Origin of the sequence: Parabacteroides sp. B2-S-102 (assembly GCF_023656665.1) — a bacterium.
In the GTDB taxonomy this organism is placed as follows: Bacteria; Bacteroidota; Bacteroidia; order Bacteroidales; family Tannerellaceae; genus Parabacteroides; species Parabacteroides distasonis.
In genome coordinates, this window is the sequence record NZ_JAMOKM010000014.1 from 51,032 (window position 1) to 74,436 (window position 23,405).

Annotated in this window: 22 protein-coding genes; 2 read left to right on the forward strand and 20 right to left on the reverse strand. The window is 46.0% G+C overall.

The annotated features are described in order from the left end of the window. Positions 1-105 precede the first annotated feature (105 nt). Positions 106-1,275, forward strand: a complete 1,170-nt coding sequence (locus NBH07_RS16165) for a mechanosensitive ion channel family protein (protein WP_156682367.1) — start codon at positions 106-108, stop codon at positions 1,273-1,275. A 69-nt stretch (positions 1,276-1,344) separates the two neighbouring features. Further along, positions 1,345-2,640 carry a mechanosensitive ion channel family protein gene (locus NBH07_RS16170; protein ID WP_005857211.1) on the forward strand — a complete coding sequence of 432 codons (1,296 nt, stop codon included), beginning with the start codon at positions 1,345-1,347 and terminating at the stop codon, positions 2,638-2,640. A 215-nt stretch (positions 2,641-2,855) separates the two neighbouring features. Here NBH07_RS16170 and NBH07_RS16175 read toward each other — a convergent pair whose 3' ends face one another. The 20 genes from NBH07_RS16175 to ftsY all read right to left on the reverse strand — a co-directional run bounded on the left by NBH07_RS16175 (position 2,856) and on the right by ftsY (position 23,383). Continuing rightward, positions 2,856-4,376, reverse strand: coding sequence for an MBOAT family O-acyltransferase (locus NBH07_RS16175; protein ID WP_005857213.1), 1,521 nt, complete (start codon positions 4,374-4,376; stop codon positions 2,856-2,858). Between the two features lie 9 nt (positions 4,377-4,385). Next, positions 4,386-5,717: a GDSL-type esterase/lipase family protein gene (locus NBH07_RS16180; protein ID WP_005857215.1), complete on the reverse strand. Its 1,332-nt coding sequence runs from the start codon at positions 5,715-5,717 to the stop codon at positions 4,386-4,388. Continuing rightward, the gene (locus NBH07_RS16185) at positions 5,689-7,137 is read right to left on the reverse strand and encodes an SGNH/GDSL hydrolase family protein (protein WP_005857217.1); all 1,449 of its coding nucleotides are present in this window, start codon (positions 7,135-7,137) and stop codon (positions 5,689-5,691) included. The genes NBH07_RS16180 and NBH07_RS16185 overlap by 29 nt, the downstream gene beginning before the upstream one ends. Positions 7,138-7,235: 98 nt before the next feature. Further along, entirely contained in the window at positions 7,236-7,841 is a 606-nt protein-coding gene (locus NBH07_RS16190) for a rhomboid family intramembrane serine protease (protein ID WP_009275125.1), read from the reverse strand. A gap of 72 nt (positions 7,842-7,913) precedes the next feature. After that, on the reverse strand, positions 7,914-8,678 hold the full coding sequence (locus NBH07_RS16195) for a hypothetical protein (protein WP_009275124.1): 765 nt from the start codon (positions 8,676-8,678) through the stop codon (positions 7,914-7,916). A 118-nt stretch (positions 8,679-8,796) separates the two neighbouring features. Continuing rightward, entirely contained in the window at positions 8,797-9,915 is a 1,119-nt protein-coding gene (locus NBH07_RS16200) for a universal stress protein (RefSeq protein WP_005857223.1), read from the reverse strand. 114 nt (positions 9,916-10,029) lie between these two features. Continuing rightward, positions 10,030-10,302 (reverse strand): hypothetical protein, encoded by a 273-nt coding sequence (locus NBH07_RS16205; protein WP_005857225.1) that lies wholly within the window; start codon positions 10,300-10,302, stop codon positions 10,030-10,032. Positions 10,303-10,441: 139 nt separating this feature from the next. Beyond that, a complete protein-coding gene (locus tag NBH07_RS16210) occupies positions 10,442-11,134 on the reverse strand; it encodes a phosphatase PAP2 family protein (RefSeq protein WP_009017323.1) in 693 nt (230 codons plus the stop codon). Positions 11,135-11,137: 3 nt separating this feature from the next. Further along, complete coding sequence (locus NBH07_RS16215; RefSeq protein WP_005857229.1) at positions 11,138-11,905, reverse strand: tetratricopeptide repeat protein; 768 nt, start codon at positions 11,903-11,905, stop codon at positions 11,138-11,140. Between the two features lie 4 nt (positions 11,906-11,909). Continuing rightward, positions 11,910-13,721, reverse strand: a complete 1,812-nt coding sequence (locus NBH07_RS16220) for a BatD family protein (protein WP_005857231.1) — start codon at positions 13,719-13,721, stop codon at positions 11,910-11,912. A 32-nt stretch (positions 13,722-13,753) separates the two neighbouring features. Continuing rightward, positions 13,754-14,494, reverse strand: coding sequence for a tetratricopeptide repeat protein (locus NBH07_RS16225; RefSeq protein ID WP_005862642.1), 741 nt, complete (start codon positions 14,492-14,494; stop codon positions 13,754-13,756). 12 nt (positions 14,495-14,506) lie between these two features. Beyond that, positions 14,507-15,526 carry a VWA domain-containing protein gene (locus NBH07_RS16230; protein ID WP_009017322.1) on the reverse strand — a complete coding sequence of 340 codons (1,020 nt, stop codon included), beginning with the start codon at positions 15,524-15,526 and terminating at the stop codon, positions 14,507-14,509. Positions 15,527-15,539: 13 nt separating this feature from the next. Then, entirely contained in the window at positions 15,540-16,526 is a 987-nt protein-coding gene (locus NBH07_RS16235) for a vWA domain-containing protein (protein WP_005857237.1), read from the reverse strand. A gap of 3 nt (positions 16,527-16,529) precedes the next feature. Then, on the reverse strand, positions 16,530-17,639 hold the full coding sequence (locus NBH07_RS16240) for a hypothetical protein (protein WP_008779809.1): 1,110 nt from the start codon (positions 17,637-17,639) through the stop codon (positions 16,530-16,532). A 9-nt stretch (positions 17,640-17,648) separates the two neighbouring features. Then, positions 17,649-18,518 carry a DUF58 domain-containing protein gene (locus tag NBH07_RS16245; RefSeq protein ID WP_005857241.1) on the reverse strand — a complete coding sequence of 290 codons (870 nt, stop codon included), beginning with the start codon at positions 18,516-18,518 and terminating at the stop codon, positions 17,649-17,651. Beyond that, a complete protein-coding gene (locus NBH07_RS16250; protein WP_009017321.1) occupies positions 18,519-19,514 on the reverse strand; it encodes an AAA family ATPase in 996 nt (331 codons plus the stop codon). It abuts the gene before it with no gap. A gap of 168 nt (positions 19,515-19,682) precedes the next feature. Beyond that, positions 19,683-20,774, reverse strand: a complete 1,092-nt coding sequence (locus tag NBH07_RS16255) for an HU family DNA-binding protein (RefSeq protein ID WP_005857245.1) — start codon at positions 20,772-20,774, stop codon at positions 19,683-19,685. After that, positions 20,767-21,057 (reverse strand): HU family DNA-binding protein, encoded by a 291-nt coding sequence (locus NBH07_RS16260; protein WP_008778384.1) that lies wholly within the window; start codon positions 21,055-21,057, stop codon positions 20,767-20,769. The genes NBH07_RS16255 and NBH07_RS16260 overlap by 8 nt, the downstream gene beginning before the upstream one ends. 77 nt (positions 21,058-21,134) lie before the next feature. Then, a complete protein-coding gene (gene rimO / locus NBH07_RS16265) occupies positions 21,135-22,433 on the reverse strand; it encodes a 30S ribosomal protein S12 methylthiotransferase RimO (protein WP_005862651.1) in 1,299 nt (432 codons plus the stop codon). Then, positions 22,430-23,383, reverse strand: a complete 954-nt coding sequence (gene ftsY / locus NBH07_RS16270) for a signal recognition particle-docking protein FtsY (RefSeq protein WP_005857252.1) — start codon at positions 23,381-23,383, stop codon at positions 22,430-22,432. Before ftsY ends, rimO begins: the two co-directional genes overlap by 4 nt. Between the last annotated feature and the right edge of the window lie 22 nt (positions 23,384-23,405).

A 23,405-nucleotide genomic window follows, 5' to 3' on the forward strand; every position in this document is an offset into this window, starting at 1 on the left:
TTGGATTAATACGCTTACATTTACAAGCAATCTTAACAAAAGGGCAAATTTAACGTAGGATTGAACCTATTTTTAAGAGTAGTGTTATATCAAAAAACGATTATTATGATAAATTTAGGTAGTTGGATGAACAAAGTCCTCACCGGATGGGGTGTAGACGAGAAAATAGCGAACACATTTGACGAGGCGATCATCGCCATCTTACTAGTGGCGGTCGCTATCGGATTAGATTATTTATGCCAAGCTGTTTTTGTCGGAGGGGTACGTAGTATCGTTAAGCATACGCATTATAAATGGGATACGTTATTAATTAAACGTAAGGTCGTACATTATCTCGTACATACGATTCCCGGCATTTTAGTATATGCTTTGCTCCCGATGGCTTTTATCCGAGGAAAGGAATTATTATTCATTTCCCAGAAGATTTGCGCAGTCTATATCATATTTTCCCTGCTGTTAGCGCTCAACGGTCTTCTCTTAATGATGTTGGATTTGTTTAACCAACAGGAGAAAATGAAAAACAGGCCGATGAAAGGTTTTATACAAGTATTACAAGTGCTTGTTTTCTTCGTTGGCGGCATTGTCATTATAGCGATTCTCGTCAATAAATCCCCGGCTACCCTTTTCGCCGGATTAGGTGCATCGGCAGCTATTCTTATGTTGGTCTTTAAAGATAGCATATTAGGTTTCGTGGCAGGTATACAGCTTTCGGCAAATGATATGTTGCGCCCCGGCGACTGGATCACGATGCCTTCTGCCAATGCGAACGGTATTGTTCAAGAAATAACCCTAAACACCGTGAAAGTTCAGAACTTCGATAATACGATCTCGACAATCCCGCCTTATAATCTAGTGAATAGTTCTTTCCAAAACTGGCGCGGGATGGTTGAGTCTGGAGGACGCAGGGTTATGAAGTCCATTTATCTCGATTTGAATACGATCAAGTTCTGTACGCCGGAGATGCTAGATACCTTCCGCAAGGAAATTCCTTTATTAGCGGATTACCAACCGGATAAGGATGTAGTACCTACAAACTCCCAAGTATTCCGTGTATATGTAGAGCGTTATCTGACAAGTCTTCCTGTCGTAAATCAAGATTTGGATTTAATTATCAGCCAACTTCAATCCACGGAATATGGTGTTCCCGTCCAGATTTATTTCTTCTCCCGGAATAAAATATGGAAAGAATATGAACGGATCCAGTCGGATATATTCGACCATTTCTTCGCTATGATTCCTAAATTTGAATTGAAAGTATATCAATATTCAGACTAAAGTACGTGTTCGGATTATTTTTCCTATCTTCGTCTCCGGATTGTCTACTTAAAGTTTAAAATCGTATTTATGAGCAAGATACAAGAATGGGTATATAATTTATTAGTTCAAATGGGGTTGATAAGCGAAAATTCCAGTTACCTAGACAATATAGTGATCTTATTACTTATTATAGCCGTCACCGTTGGGATCGATTATAGTTGCCGGTATATTTTCCTAGGTATGTTCAAACGATTAGCGAGGAAGACGAAAAATCAACTGGACGATTTAATCGTGGATCGTAAGATCATTAATAAGATGATGCATATGATCCCGGCCATATTGATTTATATATTGTTACCATTCGCCTTCTCAGCCGAAGAGACACCGAAGATTTTAATAGTACTCCAAAAACTTTGTCAGATTTATATCATAGCGGTTTCTTTAAGGTTTATAAACGCTTCCTTAAATCTGATCCACGAGATCTATAATAAAAAAGATTCCTTTAAGAACAAGCCGTTAAAAGGCTTCATACAGATCTTGCAGGTTACGGTTTTCTTTATTGGAGTGATATTGATTATCAGTATTCTTATCAATAAATCCCCGGTTTCTTTACTGGCCGGATTGGGTGCGTCTGCGGCTATCTTGATGTTGGTCTTTAAGGATACGATCTTAGGTTTCGTTGCCGGCATCCAATTATCCGCCAATGATATGCTCCGGGCCGGAGACTGGATCACGATGAGCAAATATGGTGCGGACGGCACGGTTATCGAGGTGACATTGAACGCCGTGAAAGTAAGAAACTTTGACAATACCATCACGACCATCCCTCCTTACGCCTTAGTAAGCGACGCTTTCCAAAACTGGAGAGGTATGAGCGAATCCCCGGGCCGCCGTATCAAGCGCTCTATCAATATCGATATGAACAGCGTACATTTTTGTACCCCGGAAATGCTAGAGAAATTTCGTAAGATCTCTCTTATCACGGATTACATCGATGGAAAAGAACAGGAATTAGATGAATACAATGAAGAACATCATATCGATAGTTCCATTTGGGTGAACGGACGTAGACAGACAAATCTGGGAGTCTTCCGTGCTTATCTCGTACGTTACCTAAGAAGCCTCCCGGAAGTAAGTAAGGAATTAGTCTGCATGGTAAGGCATCTACAACCGACTGATACAGGTATTCCCATCGAACTTTATTGCTTCTCATCCAATAAGGTATGGGTCGAATATGAAGGAATTCAAGCGGATATATTCGACCATGTACTTGCGGTAATACCGGAGTTTGGGCTAAGCGTATTCCAAAATGTATCCGGGGCGGATTTGAAGAATATCATCATCAAACTTCCCGTCGGCTCACAACCCTCAGAGTGTTTCTAGAAACTCATGTACATGTTTTTCCGGAAATGATAGGAACACTCTAAGATGTCAAAAAAATATCTTAGGTGCATCGGCCGACGATCCTAAGATACTTCGCCAGTGAACCTAAGATACTTTGCCTATGAAATCAGTATCGGTGTAGCCTTACGGCACTAGTGGTGTAGGGTTGTGCCTATACTGGCGTGAGGCTATGCCGATATACGTGTTTGTCACTCTTAAAATTGGAAATAAATAAACGGCTGCACTCCCGCGCTCTTAAACTGAACAACAATGAAAATCGCTATCGCCAATATAGCGGCCTGTATCAATAAAGGGGAACGAGTCACGATTTCCCTCAAGACATCCTCAGAGCGTTTAGGCATAAAATGCAGCACATAACCGATCACCATCAACGCGAACACCCCTTTATATCCTGAGACGAATTGCATGAACACCTCCGGATGAAAATTCGTGAAGATCTGGCTCAGCATCTCTCCCACGGCTTTCATCGAGGTAGCTCGGAACAAGATCCATCCGAAACAAACCACATGGAAAGTAATCAGGACACCTAATACCCGTCGCCAAGGTTTCATCTCGCATCCTAAGGCCTTAAAGCTACTGAAATGCCCCATAATGAACTTATGCGCAGCCAAAGCTATACCATGTAAGGCTCCCCATAAGATGAAACTAATGGAAGCCCCATGCCATAACCCGCCTAGCAACATCGTTATCATCAGATTCATATAGGTACGAATCTTCCCCTTCCGGTTCCCCCCTAAGGATATATACAGATAATCTTTTAACCAAGAGGAAAGGGAGATATGCCAACGACGCCAAAACTCGGTAATCGTAGCCGATTGATAGGGAGAGTCGAAGTTTATATTAAAGCGGAATCCCAACAACAGAGCGATACCGATCGCCATATCCGAATAACCCGAGAAGTCACAATAAATCTGTAGCGCATACCCATAGACACCCAATAAATTCTCCACACCCGTATAAAGCAACGGAGCGTCAAAAATACGATCCACGAAATTCATACTGATATAATCCGAGATAACCGTTTTCTTGAAAAGACCACATAAGATAAGGAACAATCCCTCACCAAACTCAGATCGCGTCACCGTAGGATTCTTATACATTTGAGGGATAAAATCCCGGGCACGAACGATTGGCCCGGCAACCAGTTGAGGAAAGAACGATACATAGAAAACATAATCGATCCAACGGCCGAGAGGTTGGATTCGTCCCCGATAAACATCTATCACATAGCTTATACTCTGGAAGGTAAAGAAAGAGATTCCTACCGGAAGGAAGATGTTCATCTTAAGCCATTCTCCCCCGGCGGCCATAGTAAACAGTTCGCCTAGGAAATTGAAATACTTGAAATACCCCAGCATACCTAGGTTTATGCAGAGACTAAGCGTAACGAATAATTTACGTTTTAATACCGATGTCGTATGCGAGATACATTGCGCTATCAAGAAATCGGAAGTAGCCGTAAATACCAGCAGCCCGAACCAAAGTCCACTACTTTTATAATAGAAATAAAGGGAAAACAATGTCACATAAATAATACGAGCCAACGTATGTTTCCTTAGCGACATATAAATCATCAGGAAACCGATAAACAAGAAGAAGAACAACCCGCTACTAAACAAGATCGGGGCATTATGATGATACGTCAGGATATCTCCCAGTTTCTCCCACGTGAATTGATGATTACTAAGCCAATCTCTAAGTATATTATATTCCATATAAAATTCTTATCGGTTATTATATGATTCCATGAACGCCCTAAACAAAAGCGTTCCTTGTTCTTGATACCCTTCTTTCGTAAAGTGAATCCGATCCCGTCCCATCAAACGAGAACTATGCCATTTGCGGCACGAGTTTTTCCCTCCTGTCGTAGTGAATAAATCCCAGCAAGCGACCTCTTCTTTCTTCGCTACATTCCGGATAGCACGGGCAGCCCGCTCGGTATTATCATTACGCACATACGTTCGCTGTTTACCCGACCGGACTCTCCTATAACATTCCGGAGGAGTCGTCAGTAAGATTGCCGTATTAGGTAACTCCTTCTTGACTAACGCCAAGAAAGCCTCTATCTGACCGGAAAACTCATCGGTATTAAAACGTCTGCCAAACGTCTCGTTGGTTCCCATAGAGATGATTAATAAGGACGGTTTTAATAAAGCCAACTGACGTACATAAGCCTCGTCCGTATAATTCACATACATTGCCCCATTCACTCCGATGGAATGGTATAAGATACCCCTGCCTCCATTCTTCAGTGTCAGGCCATAATATAAATTCGTAAAGGATGAGGCCGGACGCAATGTATTCGTGCCCTCTTTCCGTCTCGTACTCTGCAATTGTAGAGTATCGGTCAAGCAGGAGATCCGGAAAGTGTCGGCTAATACACCGGGAACACATACGGTATCCGCACGGAATGTTTGGACCGAGTCTTTCAAAGCCCCGGCAGGAAGCATGGGCATCGACTTCTCCCCTCTATATAAGATCGCCTCATTAAACTCGTATCCGGCACCATTATTCGGGGTTATCACGACATCCAGATTAATCGAGGGGGAAACAGACTTAATCCCGATCCCACCGATCCCTATCGGGGTTTTCCGGACATGCTGAATACAACGTCCGGCAATCCAATCCTTAGCGACGGATTTGATAAAATAATCATCCGGCTCGTTGGTCTTGCTCAACTTAAAAGGAGCGATCCAGCCTCGTCCGGCATTCCCGAACGCCTGTTGGAAAAGGCGCATGACACGACCGCTTAAATGTCCGGCTTGGATATGCGAATCCCCCAACTGGACGATCGTGATAGCCGTATCTTTCCCTGCACGCAACGAATCCAGTTCATTGAAAAAATTATTCCACGCCTTACTAGAATCCGGTAAGATCAACGTATCTTTTCCCACTTTCATAGAATAAGATAAAGGAGGCAACGCTACAGTATCCCGAACCGCCAAACTATCAAGAGATACATCCCCGTTTATTCCGGCTTTAGGTTTCGGAACAGAGAAGCCCATGATCACTCCTAAAACAACCAGACTAATTAACCACTTTCTCCGCTTCATCATAAAAATCTTTTTCTGATAATAACGCTTTCAGCAAGGCATCGGCAATCTCCCGTCCACCCCTGAAGCTTAAATGCGTATAATCCTTACTAGCCCAGTTTAATTCTACGAAACGGACCATACTATTCTCTCCTCCCATGGCACCGAATACATTCCAGAAAGGAACCCCTGCCTTTTTAGCAGCTTGCCTTTGCGCATGCAGCAAGGCTAACACGGCTGGCATCGTCTCGAATTCGCCATCGTCTTGACGGCTTCTGTCCGACACCCCCAACATCAATATATCAGCTTCCGGAAAACAAAGTTGTATATGGTTAATGACCTTTACCATCCGGCTACTATACCATCCATAATTCATCACGCTATCGCTCACGACATTCAACCCATACTGCAAGACAATCAAGTCATACGGACGGATCTTATTCAATGCTTGGCAACGGGAGACATCCAATCGCTCCAATATCATACCCGAGTTTCCCCGAAGAGAGAAATTATCGACCACGACACCTGAATGATCCTCCATAGCGACCCCTAATGCCCGGAACTCCGGAGTATTCTTAAAAGTGAAATCCGCTTCGGTGAACATCCCTTCCAACTCGTATTGGGTTACGATCGATGTGGCGGGAAGCATCTCTTGTAGGGTATCGGCGGAAGCGTTGCAAACCAAGCGCATCTCCGTATTCTTATTCTGCTCATAAATCAGTTTCAAAGAAGAGAACGTCTGGAGCTCCGGATAACGCTTAGTCGTCTTCACATGGATAGAGGCGTTCTCCTCGTTTGCCTCGAACATCATCCCGGATAAAGTATATCCATGCTCATGATCTGTCAGCATAGACCAAGTAGTCCATCCGGAGGCACGTTGCTCCACGGTTGGACGGAACTGTGCCGCTACGGATGTGACCGGTACAAAACCAACACCCCGCCCCCCAAATTCCTTTTGCATCCCGGAACGGAAATCGGCCACCATAATATCTCCTTCGATAAAAGAATCTCCAAGGAAGGCCACACGTACCGGACGATTCAATTCCCGCCTGTTTTTTAAGGCGGCGAAAAATCGTTGCAAACCGATATGTCCAAGAGAATAGTCCTCGATATGAGCCCCCAGCGAATCCGCCCCTTGAACAGCATAGACCGCTTTGTATAACGAATCACGAAGGGCCAAAGCCGCAGAATCTATTCCGGCGGAACGCATGATAGAATCCCTTAATGCTACCGAATCTACTTGAAGGGTGTCCGCTTGTTCCAATTGTTGTTTCAAAGAATCCAAGGAGAGCTTTTCCTCTTTCACCTTGAAATCCGATAAAAGATCTACCTTTTTGATCTTATACCCGAACAATGTATCCGGAAGGCTATATAAACCAAAGCTCATCAACAACGTCAGCGACAGTAACGCTAACACTCTACCCAAATTATTATCTTTGTTCATCTAACTTTTGCTTATAAGGGGACAAAGATAGACAAGTTTACCTACCCGGAAATAATCTTCGGACAAAAAATAACCTTAAATTATCCGTTCAGGGTGGATCATCCCTTAAACGTAAGTTGAGACAAAAAGAGATGCAATAACGAAGGCTCCAGCAGCATTGGGAAAATCAATCCATAAATAGCCCCGTAGAAATGGGCATTATGATTTATGTTATCTCCTGTTTGTTTCGCCATATACTGGCAATAGGCCAGATATAGCAAGCCGAATACGATTCCGGGGACAGGCAGCACGGCGAAAAACAAGATCTTTCCCCAAGGATCAAGGAATATAGAGGTAAATAGAACCGCCGATACCGCTCCAGACGCACCGATAGAGACATAATACGGATCATTACGTCGTTTTATCAAATCATAAAGCGAAGCCACGATCATTCCCCCGAAATAAAAAGCCAGATAAGCCCCACTGCCGAATCCCATATATCGAAACGTTCGTTCAATATAGAGACCAAATGACCAGAACGTGAACATATTCACTAGCAAATGTGTCATATCCGCATGGATAAATCCATGTGTCACGATACGATAATATTCATGATTCCGGATCGTACGATATGGGATAAACGCTAATTTCATAAATAACTCCCTATTACTAAAACAGATAAAAGAGAGAACCACTGTTATTCCAATAATCAAATAAGTAATCATATATTCTATTATTTTTCTGATGAGCCACAAAGCAAAGCATAAATTCCGGTTTATACAAATATCAGGTATATATTATCTAAGCCAAAGGAAAAACAAGAATCCCCAAAGAAAAACAGATAACAGTAAAACCAAAGGCTTCAAAACTTTATCGCAAAAATAGCTCCTTACTTTCTTTCGATAAGGAATATTTTCCACTGCGATAACACGATTCACCTTATTCGTCCTATCAAAATAGGAAGAATATAGAATCAATATATAAAAACCGAATATTTGCAAAAGAAATAGGATGGAGACTAATGGCTTTTCATATCTTTTCTGTTTCTCTTCTATTTTAAATTGCTTTAAGTCAATCTCTTTTATAACCCGAATCAATGTTTTCTTTTCTTCCAATATTAAAGAATCTAGATTCTCTGAAAAAGAAGAATCTAGACTTTTTAAATTCTCATAGTACCGGACCATACTATCAATTCTATTTCTTTCTGTATTCAAAGAACTCAATTTCATACTTTCAGCAGTCATATCTATATATGATATAGAAAAAGGGAAAAGTAAGAAAGCTAAAGACAACACATTACCACTAATAACAACAAATGTTTTATTCAAGCCTCTGTTTAGTTCCTTCCAAAAAATATTTGTCAAAAAGAACACACTAAGCTGTATAATACAAGCAATACATAAAGTACGTATGGTATACCCCACTAATTGCAGCCAATTCTCCATCGCTTCTACATCTACAGTAATACCAAAGAGGGTCACCGCATAAATCAATGTTATAACTATCATTAATCTATGTTCTTTCTTTAATCCAAGTACCAGATCAAACATTCTTTCCCACATACTATCCTTATATTTTTTCGCCAAAGATACAAAGATTGCTTTAAGCACATGGTATATAATAAAAAAGTGGATAAGCCTTTTCTCATATCCACTTTTTATTTGTTACTTGAATAAGAAGCTATTTCTTGCTATCGATTACCAATAACGGAGTATCGGTGTGGAATAACATCTTTCTCGCGATCGAAGGATTGAACATCCGGGCTAGGATATTACGGCGATATGTGCTTAGGGCTATAACATCAATTTGTTTATCACGAACAAATTTCTCGATGGCTAACAGCAAGTCACCATCGGCTAGAACCGTATGGGAAATATGGGCATGTGGATATTGTTTTTTGAAATATTCACGAACGCCCGTTAAACGAATCTCATTCCATTCATCATTACTGGTAGAGATATTGAATAGATGGATATTAAGATCAAAGCCTTTGATGATTTCCATAAACTCGTCAAACGCAACCAAATCTCTCTGGTTAAACGATGTAGCGAAAGCGATATTCTTAGCGTCTCTCAAATCCGTGAAAGGAACATTCTCCGGTATCGCCAATACAGGAACCCGGTTTACCTCGATTACCTCTCCGGTCACGCTACCGATCAGATCCATATCTTTTTGGCTCTTACCTCTCGTTCCCATCACGATCAATGTCGGATGATACTCCTTGCTATAGGCGATGATCTCCTCTTCCGGCAAGCCTTCACGTAATACATAATCGTATTTTACCTTTGGTAATTCACCAGAGGACATCTTCCGGTTGATATGCGTACAAATATTCTCCATATCGATACGGACACGTTGTAAGATATGCTGTACGGATTCCTCCTCGTTTACTTGGTAAGCCAAAGTATCTCCCATCGGGATAGCGGATGGAAAATAGGGGCTGAAATAGGCGTGCATGATCATCACCTCCGCACCTACCGCATGAGCGTAATTAATTCCCAACTCACAAGCCTTGGCGGAATAATCCGAGAAATCAATCGGGATCAGAACTTTCTTGACCGCATTAACCTTCGCCTCTTCCTCCTTTGGTTCCTCAAACCACTTATTGTCTTCAATAATGCGTAAAGCATGCGGTAAATCACTCTCCTTAATACGCACACGCACTCCTGCCGAAACGACCGGCTGAATCTGGTTTACATTATGTATATAGACCTCTATGCCTTCTGTTTCGAGGATTGTCTTGAGAATCTGGGCTTTCTCGAACGTGTGGATAGCCAATGTCACTAATTTATCTTCCATACTCAATACATTTTTATAGATGAAACAATCGGGATTTATGAATTGTTGAATATAAAAAAATCCCAAAGCGTTCTTTCATTTAGCTATGGGATTTTTTATACGAATGAATTTCTCTTACGCTTTTTGTGCTTCGGCATCCTGACTCTCGGCCAGTATCTGCAAAGCACGCTCGAAAATAGTCGTGTCATCTAAAACAACCAACCCTCCGTCCGGACCGGGCTCGATATGGAAACCACAACTCCGTCCATCTTGAAAATTATGTCCACCGAAATAGTTACGAACTGTCTCTACCTTTAATCCCAGCTCATCGGCGATGCGTTGTGTACTTCCGTCAGGTAACGAATCTTTAATTCTTCTCAGTTCGTTAAATGTAATCGTCTTTGTCATGGCTTTCTTATTTTGAAGGTTAATACTTTTGTTTAATATTATGGCACTAACTTAGTCATTTAATAGCATTGAAACAAATTATTATTGAGAAAATGAGCTGAAAACAAATATGCTTTACGACATACTTAACGAAAATCTCTTATATTAAGCACGATACCAATTGCTCATTAAATAGGGCTATTAAAAGGATGGTCAACCAAATCGCATAGGTGATCCAGCGTTTCCGGATATCCGAGTAAATGGCCTCCGGACATACCCAAGAATCTGCCGGAATCAATTTAGGCCTTATATAGTGGTATAACAGATATACAAGATACCCGAATAGCAGACCGGATAAAGCTCCCGGAATAATATCCGTGATAAAATGCACTCCTAAATAAATACGAGTATAGGAAGTCAAAATCGCCCAAAAGAAAATAGTCCATCCGAATAGTTTATTCCTGAAGATCAGCGCCATCAAGGTCGCAAAGCCGAAAGCATTCGCCGCATGGCTGGAGATAAATCCATACATACCGCCCCGATAACCGAACACCACCCTTACCTGATCCATAAAGTCAGGGTGATGAGTCGGACGGAAACGGGTGAAGATGGGTTTACAAACATGCGAAGCGAACTGGTCGCATAACGTGATCGTCAAGACAATGGCCAATAAGATCAACAACCACTCCTTCCAGTTCTTCTTATAGCACAATACCACCAATATAAAAAAGGCTAACGGTAGCCAAACCGCCTTGCCTGAATAGATCCACATAAAGTGATCTAAAAAAGCGGAGTCGCTACCGTTAAGCATAAAGAACGCATCACGTTCCCAAACCAATAATTGTTCTAGCATGTATCAGATTTTTTCTATGTCTTTACTAGGCATCCATCCTACGTTCCCGTCCTCAAGCTCGATCTCGCTCCATTCGCCGAGCGTGCTCTTCACGGTCACGTTCGTTCCCTCGTGTAATACGAAAAGATCCGTACCGCTAGCGTCAGGCGAGCTTTTCACCGTAACGGTCGGGGCGAATACGATAGCGTGTTTACGGTTTATCATCTCATCCTTCTGGTCGCTGGCGAATATATTGGCAAAAACAACCATGATAATAAATAGGACACCCAAATAGAAACCGATCTTCTTCAAGCGTACCCAACGAGAGAAAAAGAACAAGATCAAGCAACCGATAAACAACAGGAAGCACACGATACCTGTCTTCGCCCAAGAGTCTGCGGAACCGAGGTTCTCCACGCTCTTAAACCATTTGACCAAGAAGAAATCACCAACCGGCTCAATCTTATCGATGGTCTTCTGACGGGCCATCTGTAAATTGAAGCGAGCATCGCTATCACCCGGATCCAGCAGAAGACAACGTTCGTAGTTCAATATAGCCGGAGCGATCTTACCCGCCTTATAATAGGTATTTCCCAAATTATAATAAACGGCGGCAGACTCGCCATTGCTCTTCAAGATTCCCTCATATAGCTCGATCGCCTTTGCGTAATCTTCTTTCGTGTAAGCGACCTCGGCCTCCTTCAAGGCGGTATCTTGCGCATAAGCAGATCCTATCAGACATAGAGTCAATAAGAAAAACAATACCTTTCTTAAATTTATAGTCATCTTCATCTTCTTACTTTTTAATTGTATTCTCCATTTTACCAATAGCGTCTACCGTCAGCTCATACAACTTATCCATAGCGTCCGACGCTTGGGACGGAGCGTAACGAGCGAACTCACAAGTATTCAAGATATCCATGAACTCATTCGTCAAGGATTCGTCTACACCGTATTTAGCCAATTCTATCTCTACGTTATCCTTGGTCAGATCGGATTGCGGGATACTCAGCTTATCGCTCAAATAGCCCCACAACGCACGCAGCACCTCGTCGTAGAATTCTTCCTTCTTATTCTCTTTCATCAGCTTGCCAGCGTTCTTCAGACGTCTAACCGCCATCTTGTTCGCCTTCTTGGTACGAACCAAGGCGATGTCGGCGTTTTCCTTCACCTGCTTACGATAAATAAAGAAGAATACGATAAACAAGATAGCTGGTACGATATAGCAAAGATAATACATAAAGGAACCGAAGAAAATACCATCACCTCCCTCGATAAAGGAGAAATCTTTCGTCTTCAAGTAACGGATATCCTTGCCTAAGTATTTCACGCTCTCTTTATTACTAAAGTTCGATACGACCGGGGAAGAACCGCTACCGCCCTTACCTTGCTCCACATGCAACTTATAAGGCTCGGACTTGATGGTCTTGTACGAACCGGACTTGATATCGAAATAGGAGAAAGCGATCGCCGGGATCTCGAAATCACCTGCGTAACGGGGTATCGCCATATATTCGATCGTCTTGCTTCCACTGACACCGGCGGTCGTGGTCTTGATGTCCATCTCTACTTTCGGATCGTAGACATCGAAATCGTTCGGGAAAACCACTTCCGGATTCTTCACCAACTTCACGTTTCCGTTACCCGTGATTTTCACCTTTATGGTTACAGCCTCGTCTGTCTTGACGTTGTTCGAGCTGATATCAGCCGTCATGGAGAACGTACCTACGGCACCGGAGAAAGAAGCGGGCTTACCGGAGGGCAAAGGCTTCACGTCGATAGTAACCGGAGAAGTGGTCAACACCTTGCTCACATCCCGATACGAGTCGAAAAAACTATCGAAGATGCTACCGCCGCCCGCTTGTTGCATACGGACACGCACCACGGCATCATACTTTCCACCTTCGATCGTGATCTTACCGGAACGTTGGGGATACAGGATCACTTGACGCATTACGGCCGACTGGTAGTTACGCCCGTTGTAGTTTTCCAAGGTCAGTTGTTTCTCTTGCGGCAACTCAACCTCTTGTACCAAGAAACCCTCGAACTCCGGATATTTCAATCCCGTAATCGAGAAATTTTCCAAGGAATAGACCTTGAAAGTCACCAAGAAACCTTCTTGCTCGAACACGCTTCGTTTGGATACGTCCATCTTCACGAACAGCCGATCGTTAGAGATCGCCCCGCTCGCCGTCGTTGTCTCCGCCTCTTGCTTACCCGCCTTATCAGCAGGAAGCACCTTGATGGCCAAGCCATTCGATGTATAATTAGAGCCGTTCACCTTGATCGTTGCCGGAGCGATATTAAACGTACCTTCCTTCTTCGGCATCAAGACATACGTATACGTAACGGTTGTCTCGCTGGTACTCTTCCCGTTCACCCAGCTACTGCTATAGGAGGTGGATTGGGAGGGACCCATTAATACGTCAAAGTCTGGCATCTCCTGTACTCTCAAATCCCTGCCTTCGGCATTGACGGTGAAAGTCAAGCGAAACTGCTCTCCCATTACCACCGCTTGGGGCGCCGAGGCCTTGAAGGTCACATCCGCGGCCTTTGTCGCCACCCCTACCGTTAACATCAGGATGAATAAGAAAATTAATTTCCTCATTGTGTATCTCATTTTTTCGTTAATTATCCAGTTTACCACTCCTTCTCGGTCTTCCGGCGTTGTTGCTGCTGCATCTGCGCCTTCTTCACCTTCTCTTGGGTGTCTTTCTCGTCTTGCAGGAAGGCGTCCAACATCTGCTGGGCATTGTCCTTGCTCATTTGCTCGTTGGATTGCTGTTGCTCTTGGGTCTTATCCTGCTTCTGGTCGTCTTGCGGCTGTTGTTGTTGCTGTTGCTGCTGATCGTCCTTCTGATCCTTGTTCTCCTGCTTGTCGTCGTTCTGTTGATCTTGGCTCTGATCCTGATTCTGCTGATCCGACAGCAGTTTCTGGGCCAAGGCCAAGTTATAACGGGTCTCGTCATCTTTCGGGTTCAAGCGAAGCGATTGCTTATACACCTCCACGGCCTTGCCGTAATCCTTGTTCTGCATGAAGATATTCCCCATATTATGATACACCTCCGACAAGCGTGCCTTCCCTTCCGGCGTAGCCACCATCTTCTCCCCTTGCCCGGCGATCAATTGATATTGCTCGGCGGCCTCGGGGAACTTGCCTTGCTTGTATAGGGAATTCCCCAGATTATAGGTTCCTTCCGTAGAGCGGGGATTCACCTCCAAGCTCTTGCGATAAGCGATCTCGGACTCGGTGTATTTCTCGCTCTCATAAAGCTTATTCCCCTCACGCACGTTCTTCCGTTCCGCTTTCTGGGCAGAGACCGCCCCAGCGCTGAGCGCCAAGACCGATACCCATATCATAGATTTATATATACGTCTCATCACTTCGTCGAATTAAGAGAATAATTTTACTTTCCTAAATATATGGTTCTTACGATCCAAGGTCATGAAATCGGCGATCAAGAGGAACAAAGCTATCCAAGCGAAAATCTGGAACTGCTCGTCATACTCGGAATAGACCTTGCTATCCAGCTCCGTCTTGTTCATTTTCTCGATTTCTTTCTGAAGGGCTTTCAAGGCGGAGTTCGTATTGTCCGCACGTACGTACATACCGTTTCCGGCGGCGGCGATCTCTTGACCCATCTGCTCGTTCAGCTTCGTGATCACCACGTTTCCGTCCTTATCCTTCATATAATTATTGCTTCCTTGGATGGGGATCGGAGAACCTTTCGGATCACCCATTCCCACGATGTTCACGTGGATGCCCTTCTCGGCGGCGGCTTTGGCGGCACCGATAGCGTCGTCCTCATGGTTCTCGCCGTCGGTGATCAAGATGATCGCCTTATCGGTCGTCTCGTCCGGGGTAAAGGAACGGGCGGCCAAGTTGATGGCGGCACCGATCGCCGTACCTTGCGTAGAGACCATCGACGGGTTGATAGAGGACAAGAACATCTTGGCGGAGATATAATCCGAGGTGATCGGCAACTGCGTGAAAGCGTCGCCGGCGAACACGATCAAGCCTACCTTATCATTCGTAAAGCCGTCCGTCAATCGGGATAGCATCTGTTTGGCCTTATCCAAACGGTTGGGCGACACGTCCTCGGCCAACATGGAGTTGGATACGTCCAGACACACCATGATCTCTACTCCCTGACGCTTCACCGTCTCCAGTTTCGAGCCGAATTGAGGCCCCGCTATAATAAAGATAACCATGGTAATGGCTCCGAACAACAGCCAAAACTTCAGATGCTGGCGCTTGGTCGATACCTCGGGCATCAACTCGGCCAACAACGTAGGGTTACCGTATTTCTTTATCGCTTTCTTCTTCACGATCATGGTGTACACGTAGAACGCCACCAACGCGGGAAGGAGAAAAAGCAAATATAAAAAGTCCGGATGCGCAAATCGAAACATAAGCCTTTTATCTTTATGGTATATTTCTCAACAATGTATTTCTCAATAAGATCTCCACCAGCAACAGGGCGAACACCAGCAAGGCCCAGTTCTTATACTCCTCCTGCTTCTTGCTGTACTCTTGTACGCTGATCTTGGTCTTCTCCATCTGGTCGATCTCGGAATAGATCTCCTTCAGGCTGGCGTTGTCCGTAGCACGGAAATATTGCCCTCCCGTGGTAGAAGCGATCTGCTTCAACGTAGCCTCGTCGATCTCCACCGGGATATTCTGGTACTGCACGCCGAATGCGGTCTGGAACGGATACGGCGCCATGCCTTTCGTTCCGACTCCGATCGTATAGACACGCACGCCGAACGTCTTGGCGATCTCGGCAGCGGTAACCGGAGCGATCTCGCCGGCGTTGTTCGAACCATCGGTCAGAAGGATAATCACCTTCGACTTAGCGTGGCTGTCCTTAATACGGCTCACGGCATTCGCCAAGCCCAACCCAATTGCCGTTCCGTCTTGGATCATACCGCTTTGGATATCCTTGAAGAGGTTCAGCAAGACCGTATGATCGGTTGTCAACGGGCATTGCGTAAAGCTCTCAGCAGAAAAGACCACGAGACCGATGTTATCGTTCGGACGGCCGTTGATGAACGACGCAGCCACATCCTTCGCCGCCTCCAAGCGGTTCGGTTTCAAGTCTTGCGCCAGCATACTCCCCGAGATATCCATCGCCAACATGATATCGATACCTTCCGTGGAAGAATTGGACCAACTATTCGTGGATTGCGGACGGGCCAAGATCACGATCAGCAGCGCTACCGCTACCATACGCAACACGAAAGGCACGTGACGCAAGTACACGATCCATGATACCGCTCCCGGCGCCTCGAACGCCTCCGACGAGGAGACCTGCAAGCTGGCCTGACTCTTGCTCAGCTTGTAGACATACCATCCGATCATCGGGATGAGCAACAACAATAAATATAAATAATTAGGATTCGCAAATACCATCTCTTAATCCTTTAAATTAGTTGTATCGTTCGTAGACTTGGGCTGATAGCGTGTCAAGTCGTCTTGACACGGGGCTACCGGCTCATTTGACAGAGGGCTGTCAACGGCTTTGACAGCAGGCTGTCGCTCCTCTTGACCCGAGGCTGTCAGCTCATCTGACAGGGGACTGTCAACCAGCTCCACCATCTCCTCCTCCTTCGTCTGGTTCACGAACAAATACGCGTTCATCATACTCAAATCATTCTCATCCGGCAGCGGGTTCATCTTGGCGAATTTCACGAAGTCGGCCAATTGCAGAATCTGCCTCAAGTTTTCGTACACGCTCTGCGCCTCGGAGTTCTTGCGGATCAGGTCCAAGATCTCACCGGAAGTCATCTCCATGGCATTGATACCGAAACGTTCCTCGATATACTTACGCAGCGTATCCGTGATCAAGGTGTAATACTCCTTGCTTCGTCCTTGCTGCCAGAGTTTCTGTTGCTTGATCTCGTCCAGTTCCTTGATGGCCTGCTCGTGAGGCGGGAGCTTCGGCTCCTCTTTCTTGAATGGTATCAACGACTTCTTCGCACGGATCCGTTTCACGATATAGGCGATCACGCAAATCAAGAACAGGGCCAGCAAGATCCCGTAAATGATCGGATAATAATCGGCCCATACGAAAGGCGGCTTCCATACGGTCTTGATGTCGTTGAACTCCTCCGGCTTGTCTGCGTTCACGGGAATCGTGGAGACCTTCAAGGCGACTTGGTTGGAATATACGGTATCCACCCCGTCTATCACCTTCAACGGAGGTAACAGATAGAGTGACGAATCAAACGAGGTAATCAATACATCCTGCTTGATAACGAGCCGGTCGTTCTCGATCTCCGTAGAGTCCGCCTTGGAGAGATTCAGTACCTCCACACCCGTCATCAAGGTATCGTTCGGGATCACGATCTGCACGGGGCGATCCTTATCCGCCGTTACCGTAAGGTGCAAGGTAGTCTGCTCTCCGATCAATATGGCGGCCGAGTCTATAGCGACATCGATCAACGGCCTTTGCGCATATGCCCTTCCCCCCGCAAGGGAAGCGGCGGCGACCAGAAACAGGATACTTTTCTTTATCAATTTCATCTGCTTGCTTTAATTACGTTTGTCAAAAAGAGCAATCAATGCTTTCACATAATCATCCTCGGTACGGACAGAGACGGAGTCTACACGGCATTTCTTGAACGTATCGCTCATCTTCGCCTGCCGTTTCTCCCACCATTCCTTATAGGCCGCACGCACACGGGCGGAGGAACTGTCTATCCATTGCTCCTTCCCGGTCTCGGCGTCCTTGATCTTCATAAGGCCTACGGCGGGAAGCTCGGTCTCACGACGGTCGTACACCTGAATGGCTACCATGTCATGCTTGCGGTTGGCCACCGTCAAGGCGTCCTTGAAACCCTCCTTGTCAATAAAATCGGAGATGAGGAAAGCCGTGCAACGCTTCTTGATGGCGTTGGTCAAGTATTTCAACACTTGGCTGATATCCGTCCTCGTCTCCTCCGGATGGAAATCGATCAGCTCCCGGATAATATATAAGATATGTTTCTTTCCTTTCTGGGGCGGGATAAACTTCTCGATCTTGTCCGAGAAGAACACCACGCCGATCTTATCGTTGTTCTGTATCGCCGAGAAAGCCAAGGTAGCGGCGATCTCGGTGATCACCTCCTTCTTCATGACGTTGACGGAGCCAAAGTCACGGCTACCGGACACGTCGATCAGCAGCATCACCGTCAGCTCACGCTCCTCCTCGAACACCTTGACGTAGGGGCGGACGTAGCGGGCGGTGACGTTCCAGTCGATATCCCGGATATCATCGCCGTATTGATATTCCCTTACCTCGCTGAACGCCATACCACGGCCCTTGAAAGCCGAATGGTACTGGCCGGCGAAGATGTTACGGGAAAGACCACGGGTCTTTATCTCGATACGGCGGACCTTTTTTAATAATTCACTTGTCTCCATTTAAGGAACTTCTACTTTATTCAAGATCTCGCTGATTACCTCCTCTGAAGTCAAGTTGTTCGCCTCGGCCTCATAACTCAAGCCGATACGATGGCGCATCACGTCGTGGCATACCGCACGGATATCCTCCGGGATCACATAGCCCCTACGCTTGATGAAAGCGTACGCACGGGCGGCCAACGCCAAGTTGATAGACGCACGAGGGGAAGCGCCGAAAGAGATCATGTTCGCCAAGTTCGGCAAACCAGCCTCAGCCGGAAAACGGGTAGCGAAGACGATATCCACGATGTAACGCTCGATCTTCTCGTCCAAATAAACCTCACGAACCACGTTACGGGCGTCGAGGATCTCCTCTTTCGTCAAGATCGGCTTGATCTCCGGACGTTCTCCGGATATATTCTGGCGTATGATTAATTTCTCTTCCTCCTTCTTCGGATAATTGATGATCACCTTCAACATGAAACGGTCTACCTGCGCCTCAGGCAACGGGTACGTACCCTCCTGCTCGATCGGGTTCTGGGTAGCCATTACCAAGAAAGGCTTCGGCAACTTGTAGGTATGCTCGCTGATCGTGACCTGACGCTCCTGCATGGCCTCCAACAAGGCACTCTGTACTTTCGCCGGGGCACGGTTGATCTCGTCCGCTAACACAAAATTAGCGAAGATCGGGCCTTGCTTTACCTGGAACTCTTCGCTTTTCTGACTGTAAATCATCGTACCGATCACATCGGCCGGAAGTAAGTCCGGGGTGAACTGGATTCGGCTGTATTTAGCGTCGATCAACGACGACAATGTTTTAATGGCAAGTGTCTTAGCCAAACCCGGCACACCTTCCAACAGGATATGTCCGTCCGAAAGCAAACCGATCAACAAGGATTCAACCAAATGCTTTTGTCCGACGATTACTTTGTCCATACCCATCGTAATCATGTTCACAAACGAGCTTTTACTTTCAATTCGCTCATTCAACTCACGAATGTCTACTGTCTGACTCATAAGATTTATTCTATTATATTGTTATTATATTGTCCCAATTTTACGTTGATTTTTTAGGATGCACAAAATTAGAAATGTTAAATTCGTATCCTTCACTTTTGCAGTTAAATAATACTAACCAACACTTCCTCGTTTTGTTTTATTTTACTTAAAAAAGGGGGATTTCTCTTACTCCCCGGCAAGTATCTCTGTTTGTAGGGCGGCGGCTTTCTCCCGCGACTCACGGCTCTTGGCATCGATGCCATACGATTCCGGTGCGGGTATCTCGATCACGGTACCGATCGGGACGTTGTTCGGGTCTTTTATAACAGCCTTATTATGTTGGTAAATATACACCCAGAATAATTTATTGCCATAATATTCCAAGGCGATCACGGTGAGGCGGTCGCCATGCTTGATCTTCACCTGCCCCAATGGTTTTGGCGCCGGTTCCACATAAGGCTCCGGTTCCGTATGCGGGGTCTTCTCCGCTACCGAGTCCGGATGAAGCATCCAAGCTGATTCTTGAACCGTGTCCTTGGCCGTATTCTTGGCTTCCGTTATCACCTCTTCTTGGGCAGGCGCCGGTTTCCAATTATTTCTTCCCAGATAGAAGAATACAGAGATTACGATTATCAAAAAGGCGACGATCATTAATACCCCCTTTTCCTCCGGTTTCCTACGGGCTTGCTCTTCCGGTCTCTCTGGTATGGGAGATGGCTCCGCGGGCGGTTCCGGTTCCAATCCACGTTCCGGTTCAGATACCGATGACGGCTCCGGATCAAACGCTTGCTCTGGCTCAGGCAATGGTTCAGGTTCAGGTTCTAGTATCGGTTCGGGCTTCTCTTTGGGCTGAGTATTTGCCAAAGGGATTTCCTTATCCGGCATTACCTCCTCCACGGACTCGTCTTCCGTTTCCTTCTCCTCTACGGACTCATCCATGTCCGAGAAATCCACGTTCTCGTTGATCTCTGTCGTCTCAAAGATAGAGAAAGGCTTGTTTACCTGTTCCCGCAGGTCTTTATCCGGCAGGAAAGAGAATTTATAATGTTCGGGGATCAAGAAACGTTCACCGGTATTCACGTGGATACTCTCCCGCTTCTCCACAGAGATAATCTTGAAAGTACCCAAGCCCTTTACTTTTACGATCTTATCCGTATAGACCCCTTCGGATACCACCGAGATAAAATCTCTCAAGAAACGCTCTACCTCTCCTCTGTCCTTGCCGGTACGCTCCGATAATAAACCGGCTAAATCTTGTATATTCAGCCGGTTATTCATGATCACCCAATTCCTTTAAACGATTCTTCACGGTCGTTCCGGGCTTGAACACGGGAACTAATTTAGGGGGAACCAGATATCGCTTCCCGTTCGCCGGATTCACGGAAATACGTTCCGCTTTCTTTTTCACCTCGAACTGGCCGAAGCCTTGCAGATAGATCGTATCGTTATCCACTAATTTCGAACTTACGACGGAACTGAGCGCAGAAAGCATGTCGGATACCTCCTTCGAGGTCCAATCCATGCGATTCGCCAATTCCGTTATAAGTTCCTTGTTTTTCATATCTAATTCCATAACAGTTCGTGCTGCTATATTAGTTATTTTTTCGTTAACCGACAAATATATTGACAGTTTTTACATCAATTCAACACTTTACCATACAGATCAAACGCTTGTGCGTCAATCACCTTTACTTGGTAAAAGCTACCCGGACTCAAGGGAGTATCCTTGGAAATCAATATTTCCGGATCTACCTCGGGCGAGTCGTATTGCGTACGTCCCACGTAGAAATCCTCCTCCTCCCGGTCTACGATCACCCGAAAGGTCTGCCCTACTTTCGAGGCGTTCACGTCGGCGGAGATGCCTTCTTGCACACGCATCAAGTAATCCAGTCGGTCTTGCTTCACCTCCTGCGGGATCTCGTCTTTATAATGCTGATAAGCATAGGTACCCTCCTCATGGCTATAAGCGAAAGCGCCCATACGCTCGAAACGGATATCTTTCACGAAGCGGATCAACTCCTCGAAATCCTGTTCCGTCTCGCCGGGATGACCCACCATCAAGGTGGTGCGTAGATGAATGCCCGGCACTTCCCGGCGCATACGCTCCAACAGCTCATAGGTCTCGGCCTTCGTGATATTGCGGCGCATCATCTTCAACATCGGGTCGCTGATATGCTGGAGGGCGATGTCCATATACTTGCAAACGTTATCACGCTCACGCATCACCGGCAACAGGTCATAGGGGAAATGAGACGGATACCCGTAATGCAAACGAATCCACTCCACGCCCGGGATGTCGGATACCCGCTCCACCAGTTCCGGCAAGGCCATTCGCTTATAGCGATCGAGGCCATAAAACGTAAGATCTTGGGCGATCATCTGGAATTCTTTCACGCCTTGCGCGACCAAGCCACGAACCTCGTCTACAATCTCGTCCATCGGACGGGATTGATAAGCCCCGGTTATGATCGGGATCGAGCAGTAAGAACAAGTACGGTTGCATCCCTCCCCAATCTTCACGTAAGCGTAGTGCCTCGGGGTGGTGAGCACACGCTCGGTAGCCAGCTCTTGATGGTACGACTTGCCCAGATCGGAGATCAACTCCTTCCAATTGAATTTCCCGTAGAAACGATCTACCTCGGGAAGTTCCTTCTCCAGATCTTTCAAGAAACGCTCCGACAAGCACCCCATCACGAAGAGCTTCCCGATCCGTCCTTTCTGCTTTTGCTCGCCCAGCTCGAGGATCATATTGATCGATTCCTCTTGAGCGTCGCCGATGAAACCGCAGGTATTCACCACCACGATCTCGCCATTGATCTTATGGGGATCATGCTCTACCGTATAGCCATTGGCAACGAATTGGCGCATAAGTTGCTCCGAGTCCACTAGGTTTTTCGAACACCCCAGCGTAATAATATCTACTTTATTTTTTCTCATTCTCCAAATAACGAATTGACAAACTCACGTTTGCGGAATACTTGCAAATCCTCCATCCCCTCGCCGAGTCCGATATATTTCACGGGGATACGGAAATGGTCGGAGATACCGATCACGACACCCCCCTTGGCGGTACCGTCCAACTTGGTCACGGCCAAGGCGTTCACCTCGGTGGCGGCGGTAAATTGTTTCGCTTGCTCGAAAGCGTTCTGCCCGGTAGAGCCGTCCAATACCAACAAGATCTCGTGGGGGGCGTCCGGAATCACCTTTTTCATCACGTTCTTGATCTTGGTAAGCTCGTTCATCAAGTTGATCTTGTTATGCAGACGTCCGGCAGTATCGATAATCACCACGTCGGCATCGTTCGCCTTGGCGGAGCTCAGCGTATCGAAAGCCACGGAAGCGGGGTCCGAGCCCATGTTCTGCTTCACGATAGGTACGCCTACCCGCTCGCTCCAGATCACTAGTTGCTCCACGGCGGCGGCACGGAACGTATCGGCGGCGCCCAGATAGACCTTCTTGCCGGCTTTCTTGAACTGGTAAGCCAGCTTACCGATCGTGGTCGTCTTACCCACCCCGTTCACGCCTACAACCATGATCACGTAGGGTTTCTTGCCCTCCGGAAGCGCGAATCCCTCGGCATCCTCCGTATTGTTCTCTGTCAGCAAGCTAGCGATCTCGTCACGCAGCAGGGTGGTCAATTCTTGGGTGGTGACATACTTGTCACGGGCCACACGCTTCTCGATACGGTCGATGATTTTCAACGTGGTATCTACACCGACATCCGAGGTAATCAGTACTTCCTCCAAATTATCCAACACATCGTCGTCCACCTTACTCTTACCGGCGATCGCCTTGGTAATCTTGGAAAAAACACTCTCCTTCGTCTTCGACAGACCTTTATCCAAGGTTTCCTTCTTGTCCTTACTGAAAAAGCTAAAAATACCCATATTTATTTTGTTTCTGTTTTTA